General features: G+C 44.5%; 12 protein-coding genes. 8 read left to right on the top strand and 4 right to left on the bottom strand.

Going from position 1 to position 17,358, the window contains the following annotated elements:
* Positions 1 to 2 precede the first annotated feature (2 nt).
* The 5 genes from AB4329_RS07750 to AB4329_RS07730 are packed head-to-tail and all read left to right on the top strand — an operon-like array spanning position 3 to position 5,422.
* Positions 3 to 974 carry a type II secretion system F family protein gene (locus AB4329_RS07750; RefSeq protein ID WP_102319927.1) on the top strand — a complete coding sequence of 324 codons (972 nt, stop codon included), beginning with the start codon at positions 3 to 5 and terminating at the stop codon, positions 972 to 974.
* Positions 971 to 1,975 carry a lipopolysaccharide assembly protein LapB gene (locus tag AB4329_RS07745; RefSeq protein WP_102319928.1) on the top strand — a complete coding sequence of 335 codons (1,005 nt, stop codon included), beginning with the start codon at positions 971 to 973 and terminating at the stop codon, positions 1,973 to 1,975. Before AB4329_RS07750 ends, AB4329_RS07745 begins: the two co-directional genes overlap by 4 nt.
* 34 nt (positions 1,976 to 2,009) lie before the next feature.
* On the top strand, positions 2,010 to 3,773 hold the full coding sequence (locus AB4329_RS07740) for a hypothetical protein (protein ID WP_372137960.1): 1,764 nt from the start codon (positions 2,010 to 2,012) through the stop codon (positions 3,771 to 3,773).
* Entirely contained in the window at positions 3,770 to 4,699 is a 930-nt protein-coding gene (locus AB4329_RS07735) for a glycosyltransferase family 2 protein (RefSeq protein ID WP_372112682.1), read from the top strand. The genes AB4329_RS07740 and AB4329_RS07735 overlap by 4 nt, the downstream gene beginning before the upstream one ends.
* Before the next feature lie 9 nt (positions 4,700 to 4,708).
* A complete protein-coding gene (locus AB4329_RS07730; RefSeq protein WP_017065822.1) occupies positions 4,709 to 5,422 on the top strand; it encodes a class I SAM-dependent methyltransferase in 714 nt (237 codons plus the stop codon).
* A 75-nt stretch (positions 5,423 to 5,497) separates the two neighbouring features.
* Here the strand turns inward: AB4329_RS07730 and chrA are convergent, their stop codons facing one another.
* Positions 5,498 to 6,646 carry a chromate efflux transporter gene (chrA, locus tag AB4329_RS07725; RefSeq protein WP_372137958.1) on the bottom strand — a complete coding sequence of 383 codons (1,149 nt, stop codon included), beginning with the start codon at positions 6,644 to 6,646 and terminating at the stop codon, positions 5,498 to 5,500.
* 100 nt (positions 6,647 to 6,746) lie between these two features.
* Between chrA and AB4329_RS07720 the strand changes: the two genes are divergently transcribed.
* Positions 6,747 to 7,673: a LysR family transcriptional regulator gene (locus AB4329_RS07720; RefSeq protein ID WP_102319933.1), complete on the top strand. Its 927-nt coding sequence runs from the start codon at positions 6,747 to 6,749 to the stop codon at positions 7,671 to 7,673.
* Positions 7,674 to 7,906: 233 nt separating this feature from the next.
* On the opposite strand, the gene AB4329_RS07715 is transcribed toward AB4329_RS07720, so the two are convergent.
* Positions 7,907 to 8,980, bottom strand: a complete 1,074-nt coding sequence (locus tag AB4329_RS07715; protein WP_372054916.1) for a LacI family DNA-binding transcriptional regulator — start codon at positions 8,978 to 8,980, stop codon at positions 7,907 to 7,909.
* 250 nt (positions 8,981 to 9,230) lie between these two features.
* Between AB4329_RS07715 and AB4329_RS07710 the strand changes: the two genes are divergently transcribed.
* Positions 9,231 to 11,333, top strand: coding sequence for an alpha-galactosidase (locus AB4329_RS07710; protein WP_102319934.1), 2,103 nt, complete (start codon positions 9,231 to 9,233; stop codon positions 11,331 to 11,333).
* 102 nt (positions 11,334 to 11,435) lie between these two features.
* The gene (locus AB4329_RS07705) at positions 11,436 to 13,130 is read left to right on the top strand and encodes a solute:sodium symporter family transporter (RefSeq protein WP_102319935.1); all 1,695 of its coding nucleotides are present in this window, start codon (positions 11,436 to 11,438) and stop codon (positions 13,128 to 13,130) included.
* A gap of 93 nt (positions 13,131 to 13,223) precedes the next feature.
* Here AB4329_RS07705 and AB4329_RS07700 read toward each other — a convergent pair whose 3' ends face one another.
* Together AB4329_RS07700 and ygjK are read right to left on the bottom strand one after the other, a co-directional pair.
* Positions 13,224 to 14,564: an MATE family efflux transporter gene (locus tag AB4329_RS07700; RefSeq protein WP_017060807.1), complete on the bottom strand. Its 1,341-nt coding sequence runs from the start codon at positions 14,562 to 14,564 to the stop codon at positions 13,224 to 13,226.
* A 392-nt stretch (positions 14,565 to 14,956) separates the two neighbouring features.
* Positions 14,957 to 17,350 carry an alpha-glucosidase gene (gene ygjK, locus AB4329_RS07695; RefSeq protein WP_136973742.1) on the bottom strand — a complete coding sequence of 798 codons (2,394 nt, stop codon included), beginning with the start codon at positions 17,348 to 17,350 and terminating at the stop codon, positions 14,957 to 14,959.
* Positions 17,351 to 17,358: the final 8 nt, after the last annotated feature.

Genomic DNA, 17,358 nt, shown 5'->3' with positions numbered 1-17,358 from the left:
TTATGGAATTATTAAATATTGAAGTCTGGAAGCAGATGTTAGCAGAGTTTGGGATCAGCTCTCAGGCTGTTATCTATGCGATGATTTTGCTCACTACTGTCTTATTAACATTGACTATTGGGTTCTTGTTTTTAGGTGCTAGATCTCCTTTAGATAAGAAGCTAAGACAAATATCTGAAGAGGGGAGTACTGGTGGTCGAAAACCTTATGATTTTTCTAATACGTTAGAATCATTAAGCCCCTTTATAAGTAAAGGTAATAAAAAGGACAATGAAACTTACTCAGAAAAGCTGATGCATGCTGGGTTCCATGAGAAGAGCTCGTTATCAGTTTTCTACGCGTTGAAGGTTTTATCTAGTTTAATAGGCATCGTCGCTGCTTTTATGGTCTATTACATATCGTTGGGTGGAGATTACAATAATTTACTCATCATGACTTGTGTTTTTCTCGGAACATTTACGCCAAATATTATTCTGAACAAGTTACAAAAAGAGCGTCAGAAAAAAATAAGAAATGGTGTCCCTGATGCGCTTGATCTTCTTGTTGTGTGTACCGAGTCTGGGCTTGGTTTTAATGCAGCCCTTGGACGTGTCGCATCTGAGATCTATGTCTCTCAGCCGGAACTTGCGGATGAACTAGAGACTGTGTTTGCTAAAATCCAAGCGGGTGTCACTATGCCTGATGCGCTTAGACAGCTTATCGAGCGAACCGGTTTAGTCGAATTGGAAGGGTTGGTTTCTTTGCTTTCTCATGCATCGAGAATGGGCGGTAGCTTAGCGCAAACGCTTCGTGATTATACTGAAGACTTTAGAGATAAACGTCAGCAAGCCGCTGAAGAAATTGCGGCGAAAATACCGACCAAAATGTTATTTCCTATGCTGATTTTTATTTGGCCTTGTTTTTTCATTGTTGCACTTGGCCCAGGACTACTTATCGTAATGGACGCATTGAGTGCGCCGGGAGCAAGTTTATGATGTTATACAATAAGTTCCTTCTACTTTTCCTACCAATACTACTACTCGGTTGTGCATCATCTGATGAGCCAACGAATCAATTTGATGCAGAACTGTATTCCGGTAAACCGATAGATACGTTAACGAATGATGACCCTCCTTTGAGTGAGAAAGAAGCGATCATGCGTGGTGATGTAGCATTAAGGGACAACAACATCGATCTAGCCTTGTATGAATACATCCGCTCTCTGTCTTTTCCTGAGCAAGAGTTTCACGACAAAACGCTGTTTACTATAGGTAAAATCCATTCATCTCGTGGCAACTCGGCGCTTGCCGAGAAAGCGTATTTGGCGGCCTTAGATTTCAATCCAGCACATACCGAGGTACTGGAGGAATTAGGCGTTTTGTATACGAAGCAGCGACGAACGGATGAAGGTCGAAGTTATTTCTTTAAAGCGATTAATGCCGACCAAGTTCGTTTGAAAAGCAGTGAAACGATTAAAAACCACCAAGCGTTAAGCCAAAGTGAAGTCGCTAGCTTGAAGGTTGACAGTATGTCTCCTGCATCAGCATATATGGGAATTGGTGTGTTGGAAGATGTCGACGGAAAGCATCAGATAGCTCAAGAGTACTTCAAAAAGTCACTGCAGATAGACAAAAACTCATTCAAAGCTCTGTTGAATATGGGCTACTCCCATTACATGTACGGCAATTACAAGGAAGCGTATCAGTACACGCGTTCAGCTCTAGAGTTAGAGCCAAATAGTGAGAAGGCCCAAAACAATCTAGCCCTCATTTATCTGGCTTCCGGTGATGTTAAGAAAGCCACTAATATGTTTATGCGACATATGGATACGCCTGAAGCGTTGAATAATGTAGGGTATTTCCTAATATTACAAGGTAAGCCGGATGAAGCCGTTCCTTACCTTCAGCAAGCAATAGACAAGAAACCATCGTATTACAGAGTTGCGAACGAAAACTTAAACAGAGCACTAGCGGAAGTGAGAGAGATGGAGCAATAGTCGTTTAAATTTTGGCTCAGTGAAAAGGATATTCATGTCGCCTAAAAGTGAGAGTTTTAATAAAGATATCATTGTTATCTCTGTCATTTGGCTAGTTTGTGCCACAGTGATCTTTATTTACAAGTGGGAGAGTGTTTCAGCTCTTAACCTGAATGATAATGACGACTATATGCGTTTCGTTCAATTTCAGGATTGGATGGCAACTGGACATTGGTACCTAGAGCCAATGAATAATTTTAATGCCGCTGATGGCATTGTTATTCATTGGTCTCGCTTTCCTGATTTAATCTTATCGCTCGTAGCTTTTCCATTGTTGTTTATCGTCGATGATAATCTTGCTTATACAATATCCATTTCTCTTGTCCCTCTGCTTTACTTGCTACTTTTTTCGCTGTCATGCTTTTACCTAGCTGACCACCTCTTCGGTGCCAAGTATCGCTTTATTAGTATGATGTTTGCGATTTCTTCGCCTTCAATTATCCATTTTTTACCCGGTTCTATTGATCATCATAATATTCAGCTGGTCTTCGCGGTCCTATTTCTAGCTTTAACGCCATTGAATCATGAGCAGTTGCGCCATGCGTGGCGTGTGTATGCGCAATCTATCTTGCTGTCTCTATCTTTATGGACGGGGCTTGATAATGTTTTGCTATTCATGTTTTTTTTCGCGATTTACACCGTGTATTACGGTCTTGTTCGCCATGAGTGGTTTGGCTATATCTCTAAGTTGTATGCGAGTTCCGCTCTGTTTGGGATTTGTGCGGTTTTATTAAATCGGCCTTACGATGAGTTTTTCGTTTTTAAGTACGACGAAATATCATTTGTTCTCATCATCCTTTTCTTCTGTGGCTGGCTTTTCGTTAATGTTTATCATCGGTTTATGAATGAAGATAACAGTCTACTGCAAAAGGTTTTTCTGTTCGTATTTCTAGCTGTTCTATTTTTAATCCCAGTGGCAGTGCTTTATCCATCACTCAGCAGTGCGTTGTTAATTGATTACCCTCCAATACTTAAAGTCTATTGGTTAGACCAAGTGACGGAAGCGAAATCGGTCGTTAGATATGTCGCAAGTCATGGTTTTTTCTCGATAGAGAATTACGCTTTGCTCGTGATTCCTGCCACTTTGTATCCACTTTTTAAGCGTAAAAATCACCACTGCTCAATTTTGTATCTCATCTTTATGTTCAATTTAGCCCTTGCGATCTTTTGGCAGATTAGAGTCATGAGGTTGTGTTTTGTGCTAGCGGCTCCCCTCCAAGCATACGTGATTCTTCAGTTAGCAGATTACATCCGTTCCTCCATCATAAAAGCAGCGGTTATTACTTCTGGAGCACCACTAGCGGTCGCCTTTGTCATTCTCGCGTTGTCGCCAACCGAAGAAATTACAACTACTCTTGATCAAAAGGAGCAATCTCTGAAGATTCATAAGGTGTTAAAAGATAACGATATAAATTCGCACACCATACTTTCAGGGATTGAAACGGGGGCTCCAGTGTTGGCAAAAACGGATAATCGAATTATTGCTGCTCCTTACCATCGAAATATTGTTGGGAACCAATTTCTTATTGAAGTAATGCTAGAGGAAGATCTGAGCTTAGCCGAACGGAAAATCATAGAGAAAAGCATCGATATCATTGTTATTGGCAATGATCCGCATTTGTTGATTTTAAAGGACTCGGCTAGCGAGGAGGCATTGATCAATAAGCTGTACAGCTCAGATACGCCAACTTGGTTAGATGTTGTGTACGACAATATTGAAAATGGGTACCGAGTGTTTCGAGTCAGGGAGAGCTCATGAAGAATCAAACCATAGCGGTGTTACTCCCGTGCTATAACGAAGCCGGAGCGGTTGGAAAAACGGTGGCTGACTTTCAACGTGCACTACCAAGTGCGACGGTTTATGTGTACGACAATAACTCTACTGATGGCACGGTCGAAGAGGCGCTGCAAGCTGGTGCTGTTGTTCGCCATGAGTATCGTCAGGGCAAAGGTGAAGTTGTGCGACGGATGTTCTCAGATATTGATGCTGATATTTATATTATGGCTGATGGTGATGATACCTACGACGCCTCCATTTGCCCTACACTGATTGAACAACTGGTTACTGAACAGCTCGATATGATCATTGGCAGTCGAGAGCGCTCTTCCGAGGCTTATCCTGCAGGACATATTTTGGGTAATAAGATGTTTTCGACTCTGATAAATAAAGGGTTCAATGCTCAATTGAATGATGTTTTCTCTGGCTATCGAGTGATGAGTCGCCGGTTTGTAAAAACGGTTCCTATTTTCAGTGATGGCTTTCAAATTGAGACGGAACTAACCGTGCATGCATTGCACCATAATATGTCGATCAAAGAAGTACCCACTCATTACCACTCAAGGCCTGAAGGCACGGCGAGTAAGCTGAATACATTGAGTGATGGGATCAAAATCCTCAACTTTATTTTGTTCCTGCTACGAGACGTAAAGCCGATGTTTTTTTTCGGTGCTTTGTCGGTGTTGCTTTGCTTTATCTCATTGGGATTAGGGGTTCCCGTTATTATCGATTTTATTGATACCGGGCTCGTTGAAAGAGTCCCAACAGCTATTCTGTCTAGTTCAATTGCACTTATCGCGGTGATGTCTTTCTTTTGCGGCTTGATACTCGACAACGTGTCGCGCGGCAGACGAGAGATGAGGATCCTTTCAATATTAAGAAGTCACGATCACAAGCCATCTCAATAGGATTCAGGAATGAGAATAAACAAGGATGAAGACAAGGAGTGGCTCGATTATTTGTCCCGTTTCAGTGATGAATATGACGAGCGAGTCTACGAAAGCAGTACAACAGGCTATGTGATGAGGGCGGGTCATATAGCGTGTGAGAAGCCTTTCAGTAACAGAGAGCATTTCTCGAAGGTGCTAGAAGTGGGTTCAGGAACGGGTGAACACTTGAGACATGTTCAGCATAGTTTTGACGAGTATACGGTCAGTGATGGCGATTCTGCCGCACTTGAAGTGGCAAAAAGGCAACTCAGTAACACCAGTACTTATGACAAGCTCGTTTTTAATGTAACGAATGCACGAGCGTTAGACTTTGAAAGCAACTGCTTTGATCGTGTTATTGCGACACATATATTGGAACACCTTTATGAGCCTCATCTTGTGATTAAAGAATGGCTTAGGGTATTAAAGCCGGGCGGCACTTTGTCCATTTTGATTCCTACAGACCCAGGTATTGCATGGAAGGTTGGTCGTTATATGACGACAAGAAAACTTGGAGTGAAAAAGGGGTGGAACTACGATTACATTATGGCGAGAGAACATGTTAATCCCTGCAATAATTTGATCGCCTTTTTAAAGTACTATCTCCCTGATAATAAACACTCTTTTTGGCCGTTAAGCCCAATCCCGCTAATTGATTGCAATTTGTTTTTTAACTTCCATGGAATCAAGCCTGCTAGTTAAAGGTTCGACGGCTCCTATCGTTCAGTCGTAAGCAAGAAGTTAGGTATTCACTAACTTCTTGCTTCGGTTAGATCTTTAGTTAACAAAGCCAGTAAGAGCGCCGAATAGCATAAACATGCCGACAAGCCCTACGATTGGCATCTTGACCGTTTTCAGTAGCCACACACCTATGATGATCAGAGCGAAGTCTAAACCGCCACTCACCGCACTTGTGAAGATTGGCTGATACAGAGCCGCAAGTAGTAACCCGACTACCGCCGCATTCACACCAGTAAGAGCGCCTGCCACTAAAGGTTTGCTTGCAATCGCCTGCCAGTTCTTCAGTACACCCAGTAGTAATAAGAAGCCCGGTAAGAACACAGCAATCGTTGCGAGTAGTGCGCCAGTGATCGGTGCCGATGGCATCAATACATAACCTAAGTAAGTAGCAAGTGTAAACATAGGCCCTGGTACTGCCTGTGCTGCTGCATAACCTGTTAGGAAGGCATCTTGAGACAGTTGGTCACCAATACCATTTTGTAGCAACGGAAGTACCACGTGGCCGCCACCGAATACTAAGCTACCTGCTTGGTAGAACAAGCCAAATACTTCAATGCCTTGAGAGTAAGCACTGAATAGAGGCAGACCAACCAGTAAAGCAACGAAAATCACCAGAGGCGTTACCGATATTTTTTGCGTTGAAGGTATCGTTTTGAGCTCTTGAGACGTCAAGAACTTACTGCCAACCATTGCTGCAAATAGAAGCACTAAAACTTGAGGCCAGATGCCTGGAATCAGTAGTAGTACAATCGCGGTAATCACACATAAGGCGGTCGCTATCTTCGATTGGCAAAAGTTCTTGTACATACCAAAGGTTGCATCAGCTACAACCACTACCGCTAATAACTTAAGCCCGTGAATGATTGAATTGAAAAGTGGATCTTCCAATAGCTGGTTGCTGACTAACGCCAATATCAGCATCAGAATCACAGATGGGGAAGTGAAGCCGACAAATGCAGCAATAGCACCTGTTAATCCACCTTTCTTGTAGCCGACCGCAAAGCCAACCTGACTTGAACCTGGGCCCGGTAGAAATTGACTAAGAGCGACAATCTGCCCGTACTCTTCGTCGGACAACCAGTTCAGTTTCTCAACAAAGGTTTTACGGAAGTAGCCAATGTGTGCCGCTGGTCCACCGAAGCTAATCCAGCCAAGCCAGAAAAAGGTTTTAAAAATTGAAAGCATGATCGATTCCAGATAAATGTTTAGCGTAATTTAGGTGGAGTTGAACTATGATTCAAATTAATTGTTTTAATTATAATTATGAATGATATGGGATTGATTTGTGGCTGATTTTAACTGGAAAGGGGTCGACCTTAACTTGTTGATTGCACTGCAGGCTTTGTATAAAACGAATAGCGTGAGTAAGGCTGCTGAGCGTTGTTATGTCAGCCAATCTGCGATGAGCCATAGCTTACAAAGGCTACGAAAGTTGTTTGATGACCCTTTGTTTGAGCGTGTAGGTAGCAAGATGGAGGCGACCGACCGAGCCATTGAACTATCAAGTACCGTGGACGCGCTACTGAATACCATCCAGTCTGAAGTTCTGTTATCTAAATCGTTTGATGCAGAGACTTATAAAGGGACTTGGAAGATTGGTCTCACTGATTATGCCGAGCAGATGTTCGCTCCAATATTGTTTGACCTGATTAAGCAATCCTCTCCTTATTCTCAAGTAGCGTTGTTCAATGTAAACCTGAGTAACTACCAGCAAGTCTTTGACGATGCCAAGCTTGATATGACGATAGGCAGCTTTGGTGAGGTACCAAAGCAATATCGAACAAAGCATTTGTATACGGAGCAACATGTTTGTTTACTTGATCAATCGGTTCTATCTATTGAGGAGCCGATGTCGCTAGAACAATTTGTTGCTGTCGAGCACGCGCTTGTTTCCCCTGCAGGGGCTTTAAAGACGGGAGTGGACACTCGTTTAGGTGAACTCGGCTTAAGCCGGAAAGTCGCGATATCTTCCAGTAACTTTTTAACTGTTAAACGACTCATTCGTGGCAGAGAACTATTGTGTATTGTCCCCAAGCTAGTCGCGCGCAAGGATATTGATAGTGAAGAAACCTTACTAGCTGTGAAGCCACCTATTGATGTTCCAGATTTTGATATCCAGCTTGTTTATAGAAAGGCAAAGCATTTAGATGATAAAAATAAACTACTTAGAAAGTTGATTACTAATGCGATCTCATCTGTGATTTCCGAATAGTTTATTGTGTCGGTTAATCGTCAAATTCATATGAATTAATTTTAGAAAAATCCGGTTTATTATAAGAACCCGACTATACTTAATTTACGACTCAAGGCAGTCGTAAAGAATAGGCTTTTTGATTTACCTAAGTAAAAAAATTGGTTATATCCTCATGATATAGCTTAAAAAACTACCAGGCTAAACGGACTTAGTTGGTCTTAAAGCGCTAGCTCCCCCTAGCGCTTTTTCTTTTATGTCGATTCTGGCAAAAGGGTCTGAATTCTTTTCAGCAGTTGCTCGATCTCTTGTTTTTCATAGTGAGCCGTCACCTTAGGTTGGCTGCTTTCTCTTGGGAGTAATGCAGTTTCGATATGGTGCTGCAGTAAAGCATCTTGTGAGTTAGCGTTGAGCTTCTCTGCAAGTACCACAGCTTGTCGACCAATCGTGGTGAAGTCTTGTTTGATGGTGGTCAGTGGTGGATTAAAAAACGCACTGTCCTCGATGCCATCAAAGCCGACGACCGCAACCTTGTCAGGGACTGGAATCTGCAGTTCTTGCAGTGCGCGTAAAACCCCTAATGCCATTTGATCACTGGCGACCAACACAGCATCAAATGGGATTTGTTTCGCAACGGCGTCTCGAATGCCAAGGTAGCCACTTTCCGCTTGCCAGTTTCCTTGATGTTGAAACTGTACCTGACAGTTTGCATCTGATAGCACACCCAACCAACTCTGAAGACGGATTTGTGAGGCACTGGATTCGTTAGGCCCGCTGATCAACAAGTATTCAGAGCGACCATTTTCAATAAGATGCTGAGCCGCCAGCTTTGCGCCCTCGGCGTGATCGCCGCATATATAGTTAACTTGGCTGTTAGAAGGGACATCAATGAAGATGAGGTTCAAGTGTTGATATTGTTCTACCAGCAATTCGGCGTCTGCACTCTTTAAAGGCACATTGAGAATGATGCTGTCGACCTGTTGAGCCATCAGTTCACGAATAGCCTCGCGGGTGTTGGTGAGGTTCGGTTCGGATACTACAGAAAAAGCGGTGCCATACCCCATATCGTGAGCCTGCATTCGTACACCGTTAGCGATCATTGCGGCGCCATGCAGTGCCATATCGAGCGTCACTAACCCTATGCTGGTGGACTTGGAACGGCTGAGCATTTGAGCCCCTTTATTGGGCACATATCCAAGCTTCTTTATCGCAGCATTCACTTTGTTTCGAGTGGATTCTGCGACATCTTGCGAACCGTTCGTCACCCTTGATACTGTTTGAGTCGATACGCCAGCCAGCTTCGCCACATCTTTAAAAGTTACACTCATCACACCGTCCATCGAATATTCCCGTCGTTCGATGAGCTTATCCAATTTAGCGAAATGAAACTCTGCTCCCTTTCAAAAAAATGTCATTTGAAACATTAAATATGTTTCCGGAAACAGTCGATCTTGTGCAAATTTTAGCAACGAATAAGTGTTTTTAGATCACGTTATTTAGCCTTTTTAGTACTAATTTCAGTCTTCAAGTTCACTATTAATTTTAGTTTATGTTTACGAAAACAATATGAGATTGGCTATGAGCGAATTTATTCATCTAACAAGTAAAAACCACAGTTTGATCATCAAATCGGGCCGTACTCCAGAGGTTCTTCACTGGGGCGCAAAGATCGCCAGTATTGATGAAGATCTTTTGTTATCAACCGAGAGACCGATCTCTCAAGCACGCCTTGATGTCGATGTACCGCTTTCTCTTTGTCCTGAATTGGGTAGCGGTCATTTTAATGCGCCGGGAATAGAAGGGCATCGTGATGGTTTTGATTGGGCACCCGTTTTTAATACCGTCCGCGTGGAAGCTCAGGTTCAGCAAGCCACTTTTGTTCTAGAAGACACCGTGTCTAAGCTTGAATTGACGGTTGAAATTAAACTGGATTACGAATCGGATGTGGTTCAAAAGCGCATCACAGTAACCAACAAAGGGGGCAGTAAATACTATTTAAATAAGCTGTCATCAACGTTGCCGCTGCCAAACCACGCCAATGAATTGATGACGTTCCATGGTCGTTGGTGTCATGAGTTCCAAACGCAACGTCAGCGTTTTGAGCATGGTGGCTTCATGCAAGAGAACCGTCGCGGCCGTACTTCACATGAAAACTTCCCTGGCATGTTTGCAGGAACGCAAGGTTTCTCAGAACAGAATGGTTTGGTGTGGGGCTTCCATTTAGGTTGGAGTGGTAACCACCAAATGCGTGCTGATGTTCGCAGTGATGGCCGCCGCTTTGTACAAGCGGGAGAGTTATTGTTAGCGGGTGAATCGATTCTAGAACCAGAGGCTACTTACCAGACACCTTGGCTCTATGGCTGTTACAGCAACTCTGGTTTGAACGGTATTGCTCAACGTTTTCAGCAGTTTGTTCGTGACAACATTATTCAATTCCCTACCGATAAACCTCGCCCTGTGCACTTAAATACTTGGGAGGGCATCTACTTCGACCATAAACCGGAATACATCATGCAGATGGCAACCGAAGCCGGCGCAATGGGTGTTGAACGATTCATTATTGATGATGGTTGGTTTATTGGTCGTGATGGCGAACGAACGGCCTTAGGCGATTGGTATCTCGATGAAGTGAAATACCCAAATGGCTTAGAACCTGTGATTGAACACGTTAACCAACAGGGGATGGAGTTCGGGTTGTGGGTTGAACCTGAGATGGTCAGCCAAGACTCAAACCTATACCGTAACCATCCTGATTGGGTCCTAGGTTTGCAAGGTTATCATCAACCGTCTGGTCGTTGGCAGTATGTTTTAGACTTGCAGAATGAAGCGTGCTTTGACTACTTGTTCTCTCGCCTTGATACGCTTCTGACTACGTACAATATCGGCTACTTAAAGTGGGACATGAATCGTGAATTAGTTCAGCCGGGCCACCAAGGTAAGGCGGCGGTGCATGGTCAAACTGAAGCCTTGTATCGTCTCGTTGATCAACTGAATCAAGCACACCCTAAGGTCGAGATTGAATCTTGCTCATCAGGCGGTGGTCGCATTGATTTTGAAATCCTTAAAAGAACACATCGATTCTGGGCATCCGATTGTAACGATGCATTGGAACGACAAGCCATTCAAAAAGGCATGAGCTACTTCTTCCCACCAGAAGTTATGGGTGCGCACATTGGCCCTGCTGAGTGCCATTCAACCAATCGTCGTCACAGTATCAATATGCGTGGTGTCACCGCTTTGATGGGGCACATGGGCGTTGAACTTGACCCGGTTAAAGAGTCGCAACAAGAGAAGCAAGCTTTCTCTCACTACATCTCTCTGCATAAGCAGTTCCGCCATATTTTGCACTCAGGTCGTAGTTTCCGCATGGATCCCGCGGACAAAAACCAGAACATCTATGGGGTGCAGAATGATGATGAAATGCTGATCACCGTGTGTCAGTTGGCCATGCCTGAATACGCTCTGCCATCACCACTTCGTATTAGCTGCGTGGAAGACAGTGCGCTGTATCAAGTGAAGTTAGTGGAGATGCCACAAACCAGTTTCCAACTCATGAAGCAACGCCCTCAATGGTTAGATAAAACTCTGACTTTAAGCGGCGATAACCTCAAAGAGATTGGATTGACCTTACCTATTCTCGACCCAGAGTCTGCCTTGATTGTGCATCTAAAAAAGATGTGAATCTCTGACTCTGAGTACCCCTACAAATAAAAATCTAAATATAAAAATTATAATCGGCAGCGAGGTATTGCTGCCGCAATAACTCAACTTAAGGAAAACAAAATGTCTATTACCGTTCTGTTGTCATTTTTGTTATTTACTGGGTTTGTAGTCGCGTTTACCTACAACAAAGTGAAAAATGACAAAAACACCTCACAAGATGGTTTCTTTCTTGGCGGAAGAAGCTTAACCGGTGGCTTAATTGCCAGCTCACTTATCTTAACGAACTTGAGTGCCACCAGTTTCGTGGGCATGAGCGCACAATCTTACACCCACAACATGAGTGTCATGGGTTGGGAAGTGGCTTCTGGTGTCACCTTGGTGATTATTGCTTTAATGTTAGTTCCTCGTTATTTGAAACAAGGTATCACCACCATTCCTGATTTCTTAGAGAGCCGCTACGACATGTCGGTGAAGAAGTTTGTGACGTTACTTTTCTTGTGCCAATACGTGATCAACATTTTGCCTACCACACTTTACGCGGGCGCTGTTGTTTTGGGTGAAATCTTCGATGTTCAGGCCCTGCTAAATATTTCAGAGTTTAGTTCAATTGCACTGATTTCGGCGACGATTGGTCTACTTGGCTTCTTTTACGCGATTTATGGTGGCCTAAAGGCGGTTGTAATTGCAGATACCATTAATGGTGTAGGCTTGATTGTCGGCGGCATGATGATCCCTGTATTTGGTTTAATGGTGTTGGGCGAGGGGAGTTTCGGTGCTGGCTTAGATATTCTGCTTTATGCCGCGCCAGAGAAGCTCCAATCGGTGGGTACAGAAACCGATCCACTGCCGTTCTCAACATTGTTCACAGGTCTGCTTTTGGTGAACTTGTATTACTGGGGTACTGACCAATCTATCATTCAACGCGCATTGGGTGCTAAGAACCTGAAAGAAGGTCAGAAAGGTGTAATCCTTGCCGGTGCGATTAAGGTCATCTCTCCGCTGTTTTTGATCATTCCGGGTATCATTGCTTTCCATATGTTTGGCGCTGATGCGGGTAATCCAGACACCATGTACACCCGTTTAGTTAATGAAGTTTTGCCTAAGCCGCTAGTGGGCTTCTTCGTTGCGGTGATGTTTGGTGCGATTTTGAGTACCTTTAATGGTGTGTTGAACAGCTCAACGACTCTGTTTGCATTGAACGTGTATAAGCCGCTATTCGGACAAGGTAAAACCGATGAAGAGCTAGTGGGTAAAGGGCGTATTTTTGGTGTCGTGATTGCGATTATCTCGGTATGTATCGCACCATTCATCATGTACGCACCAGAAGGTTTGTTCCAATATCTACAAATGGTGGCAGGTTTCTTCAGTGTGCCAATCTTCACTATCGTGTTTGTCGGCTATATCTCTAAACGTGTACCAGCTGTAGCGGCGAAAGTGGCGTTGGTGGTGTTTGTAAGTTCTTACGCTGCAATGCAGTTGGTGTTCAAAACTCCGATTCACTTCCTACATCAATTAGCGATTCTGTTCGTGGTATGTACCGCGTTGATGTTCATCATTGGTTACTTTATGCCGCGTGAGTCTGAGTACGTGATGCCAGTCAATGAGAATATTGATGTGACACCTTGGGAGTTCCGTTTCGAGGCTTCGGCTATTATTCTTTACATGGTGCTTGGTGCTTACGTTATGTTCTCGGATGTGGGTTTTGTATCGGACGATCCAACCATCATGCAAGTTTATGGCGTGTGTGGCATTGTTATGTTGCTCGGTATTTTTGGACGACTAGCAAAGCGAAAGAAAGCACTTGCGACCGCGTAGATGAGTTCGGGTAATTAAAAACGAAAACGCCGCTCTTTGGAAATAGGAGCGGCGTTTTTCGATCTTGTGAAGATAAATGGAAGGCTAAAAAGTCTAAAAAGAGAATCGAGTCCATTTCTTAGCTCGCCAGCGATAGGCCATGATGATTCCACGGAACCACTCGTCCATCGCGATTGCCATCCAAGCACCCAATACGCCATAACCCCAATGCACGCCAAGCAAATAGCTCATGGCAACCCCAATGCCCCACATGCTGAGAATGCCCATTTTGATCGGGAATTTAATGTCGCCAGCAGCCTTTAGACAAGAGATAAAGATAAGGTTAAATACTCGTCCAGCTTCAAGAATGATGGAACCTGCAATCAGTGCCGCCGTTAGCGCAATGATCTCTGGATCTTGCGTGAACAGATCGAGAATTTCGAAACGGAACACATACACCATGCAGGTGATCGCGGTTGACGCGATAAAGCCAACCACAAAGTAACGTTGCACGCGCTTGGTAATCTCGTCGATCCAACCCTTACCAATGTAATAGCCTGTTTGGATTTGGCTGCCTTGACCAATTGCCAGTGCAAACGCAAAAGAGAGGCGAGCGATGTTTTGTGCGTAAGTAAACGCAGCCAGTGAAGACGTACCCATCTGCACTACAAAGAAGGTAATGCTGATCTGAGCCATGTTATAAGAGAGCACTTCTCCAGCGTTCATCGAGCCGATCTTCATGATTTTTTGATAGATGGCTTTCGGCACAGATTTAAACTGCTTCACTGGTAGATAAATCCCTTTGCTTCTGACCACACCAATCAAGATCAACATTCCGATTACTTGGCTAATGACGGTCGCGGTCGCAACCCCTTGCACGCCGTATACAGGCAAACCAAAAGGTTGATATAAGGCACAGTAGTTACCGAATACGTTGATGACACCTGCAATCATATTGATCACCATCGGTGACTTTGAATAGCCATGACTGCGCAAAATAGTGGTGAGAACCACACCTATGGTTACATTGAAGGTGAGAGCACCACTGATGAACAGGTATTCTTGCGCGTACTGTTCGACTTGAGGTTCGAGTTGATAAAGCGGGATAAAATATTCAGCAACAAGAACGGCAATCACACTCAGTAGCACACCGGCAATAATGGCCAGAATGATACTTGCTACACCCACGTGAGCGCTCTCTTGAGTGCGGGAAGCACCATTGTATTGCGCGATTAGAATACCCGTACCACTGCTGACCATGGTCGAGACAATGATCAGGAAAAAGGATATCTGAGAAATAACACCAACGGCAGACACGGCTTTGTCCGAGTATCCCGATAACATGAATACATCACTGGTGTTGAGTGCGGTTCTTAAAAGAACTTCGATAAAAATTGGCCAGGTGAGCGCAACGATTCCCATACGTTTGTTTAGGGTGGAATCAGCATTAGGCATTTAGGTTTTCTCAAAAAAGGGGTAGACGACACTATAGTTTAGCTATTATTTAGTAAACGACTATCAAATTAATGTCCGGAAGGCTAATAAGGATAAATAAAATTCGAATAAGTCTTCAGAATTCAATATTTCAGTGAGGGTGATGAAATTTTTGAATGGGATTTCATAGCAAGAGCACTCTTTGCTTTTTGTGAGTAAAAGCTTGCCTGTGTTAGCTGAGTACAACGAACAGAGTAAAAGGATCATGGTAGGCCAAATGGTCTAAGTGCTTGTTTTTCGCTTACGTTACTTCAGATATAAAAAAGGCACTCAGCGAGAAACTGAGTGCCAAAGTCTGAAATTTATGAGGTTAGATTTTCATTGAATTTCAGAAGACAGGTATAGGTTTTTACTTACTCTGCGTCAGTAAAGAAATCGTTGTATAACATGTATAGGTGGGCAGCACTCCAAGAGAAGTTTGGAGCACCTTGTTGTTCACCGTTTAGCGGGTTGTAGTTCTCACGGATAGGACCGTCTTGTACCAAGCCATCGGCGTGGTCGAAGAATGCGCCTGCCATTTCAATCGCATCGTCACGGTAGCCGTAGCTGTCCATACCTTTTAGGCCGAAGTAGAACTGGTCTACCCATACACGTCCACGCCAGTAAATATCTGGGCCAAATGCTGGGCTAGAAAGCGCTGCTGTGCCCAGTGGAACGTAGGTGTTGAACTCTGAGGTATCTTTCATCACAGAGACCACGGCATCAGCGTGAGCTTGTGTTGCTGCACCGTTGAACAGTGGTGACCAACCCTCAGGGCCTTTACCACGCTCGACAATCGGTTTACCTGCACAGCCATTCGCTAGTGGCTTGTCTTCGATACGAATGTCGTAGAAGAAGTTAGTGCCTTCGTCGAACATACAGGTGTTGATGTAGTTCGATAGGTGCTCTGCTTTTTCACGGAACTCTTTCGCTTCTGCGTCTTTACCTAGAATGTCAGCCATTTCTGCTAGGTACTTGTTATCGCTGTACATGTAGCTTGCTTGGTCAACGGACTCTTGCAGCAATGAATAGCCAAGCAAAGTGCCGTCTTCAGCGCGGTTTTGAGCGAACTCAACATCCCAATCGCTGCGCTTACCACCGTTTGCAACGTATGCGTCTAGCTGGTCTTTATCAATGAAGCCAAATGCGGCTGCATCGTCACGGCCTGATTCCCAAGATGCAGCCGTTTGTGCGGGGCTCTCGATGTAATCGTAGTTGCCTTCTGCTACCACTTTATCCAGTGCTGCTTGTCCTACGACTGTTTCGTGCTTATCGCCACGAACCACGGTGAAGTACATTTCACCTTCAGGTGTGTTGTGTGCTTTGTCACGAGCAGCGCCATACTCTGGAACGCCATTGCCGTTGTTGTCACGGTTGCGTAGCCACCAATCATGGTATGCCACTAGTTTTGGATACATCTCTTGTAGCCAAGCTTCGTCGCTGGTGGTTTTGTAGACTTCCATTACTGCCCATGCTGCTAGGCTTGGTTTGGTATTACGTTCATTCCAGTTACCGCCATCGCCGCCACGTTCTGGACTTAGGTTGTAAGCGAGTAGATCGGGCACGTAACCTTCATCCCAAGGACGAACGGCATCGTCAGCCTGAATTTGGTAAGCGAACATCGCGCGGATGTTATCTTTCGCTACATCTGGGTTGAAGTGAGCCATTGCGTAGGCTTGCTTCCATGTGTCCCAAGGCCAAGTTTGGTTGCCCGAGAACCAACGCGCCGTCACGGATGGTGTCACAGAGTCAAACTCCATCGCACCTGCAGCGCCACGCCAGTTACCGTTTAGGGTTTCCATCGCTTTAACCGCAACACGCTCTTGCTCTGGTGTCGCGTTCGGGTTGGTTAAACCCATCTCAAGATAGCCTTCCCAACGTTCTGCTGATGCGGCTAAGAAGTCGGTAGGGTTTGCCATGATCTTTTTGATTTCAGGCTGTTCCGCTTGCGCTTCTTCTGCCGTTAGAACATGCGAGTATGTGGTGTAGATAGTCGTCGATGCTTCAATGTTTGCCGTTGAAGTAAACGCTAAACCATCAACCGTGGTTTTCGTTGGAATCGACTTGTGAACTTGGTATTCAGACTCACCAGAAGTCAGTAGATCCCATGTCGAACGAACCTTACCGAAGGTCACCTTTAGGCCATCGTCGGTTGCGACGATTTGACGGTCATACTCAGGGTAAGTTTCAGCGATTGTTTTGTCGGTTTGTGCCACGCCTTCTTTGGCGTGCGTCTTTTCTAGCAGTTCACCATCCCACACTAATTCAACCGGTGAGTCGGTAGTGATTTTTGTTTCTAGCAGAGAGGTACGGTTTGAAGCAAAACGCATCGTCATTTCTACAGTCACATCGTCAGATTTTAGTGTCTGAACCAATGCGCCCGGTAGGCTGTAAGCTTCCATAGTGAAAGCCACTTTTTTGCCATCTTTGAACACGCTTAGGCGGTCGAAGTTATCAGCCATGAAGTTGATGTATTCTTCGGTAAGCAGTGCTGTACCTGGGAATCCGCCCATGCCTTCTGCACTGTCTGGCAGTAGGTGACCGTGCCATGCGCCTAGGTCGAAGAATGGGTTAAAGCGTTGGTGGTCATCGAAGTCGTAGTCACGCATGTATTCAGGTGAGCCAGTACGGTCGATAACGTTCTTAAATTCGTTGGCTTGCAGTTGCTCTGTGTCAGAGCCTGAGCCAGAGATTGAGTTTGAAGCACAACCAGTAACGACAAGGGCTGCACCGATAGCGAGAGCTGCGAATGATTTATTCAGTTTCATGATCAATT

Origin of the sequence: Vibrio sp. 10N.261.54.A5, assembly GCF_041471145.1 — a bacterium.
Classification (GTDB): domain Bacteria; phylum Pseudomonadota; class Gammaproteobacteria; order Enterobacterales; family Vibrionaceae; genus Vibrio; species Vibrio crassostreae_C.
This window is presented reverse-complemented; position numbering and strand designations above follow the sequence as displayed.

What these genes read in the sequence shown, in the direction of transcription:
- AB4329_RS07750 (WP_102319927.1), top strand. Translation starts at nt 3, where the DNA reads ATGGAATTATTAAATATTGAAGTCTGGAAGCAGATGTTAGCAGAGTTT.
- AB4329_RS07745 (WP_102319928.1), top strand. Translation starts at nt 971, where the DNA reads ATGATGTTATACAATAAGTTCCTTCTACTTTTCCTACCAATACTACTA.
- AB4329_RS07740 (WP_372137960.1), top strand. Translation starts at nt 2,010, where the DNA reads ATGTCGCCTAAAAGTGAGAGTTTTAATAAAGATATCATTGTTATCTCT.
- AB4329_RS07735 (WP_372112682.1), top strand. Translation starts at nt 3,770, where the DNA reads ATGAAGAATCAAACCATAGCGGTGTTACTCCCGTGCTATAACGAAGCC.
- AB4329_RS07730 (WP_017065822.1), top strand. Translation starts at nt 4,709, where the DNA reads ATGAGAATAAACAAGGATGAAGACAAGGAGTGGCTCGATTATTTGTCC.
- chrA (WP_372137958.1), bottom strand. Translation starts at nt 6,646, where the DNA reads ATGCTTTCAATTTTTAAAACCTTTTTCTGGCTTGGCTGGATTAGCTTC.
- AB4329_RS07715 (WP_372054916.1), bottom strand. Translation starts at nt 8,980, where the DNA reads ATGAGTGTAACTTTTAAAGATGTGGCGAAGCTGGCTGGCGTATCGACT.
- AB4329_RS07710 (WP_102319934.1), top strand. Translation starts at nt 9,231, where the DNA reads ATGAGCGAATTTATTCATCTAACAAGTAAAAACCACAGTTTGATCATC.
- AB4329_RS07705 (WP_102319935.1), top strand. Translation starts at nt 11,436, where the DNA reads ATGTCTATTACCGTTCTGTTGTCATTTTTGTTATTTACTGGGTTTGTA.
- AB4329_RS07700 (WP_017060807.1), bottom strand. Translation starts at nt 14,564, where the DNA reads ATGCCTAATGCTGATTCCACCCTAAACAAACGTATGGGAATCGTTGCG.
- ygjK (WP_136973742.1), bottom strand. Translation starts at nt 17,350, where the DNA reads ATGAAACTGAATAAATCATTCGCAGCTCTCGCTATCGGTGCAGCCCTT.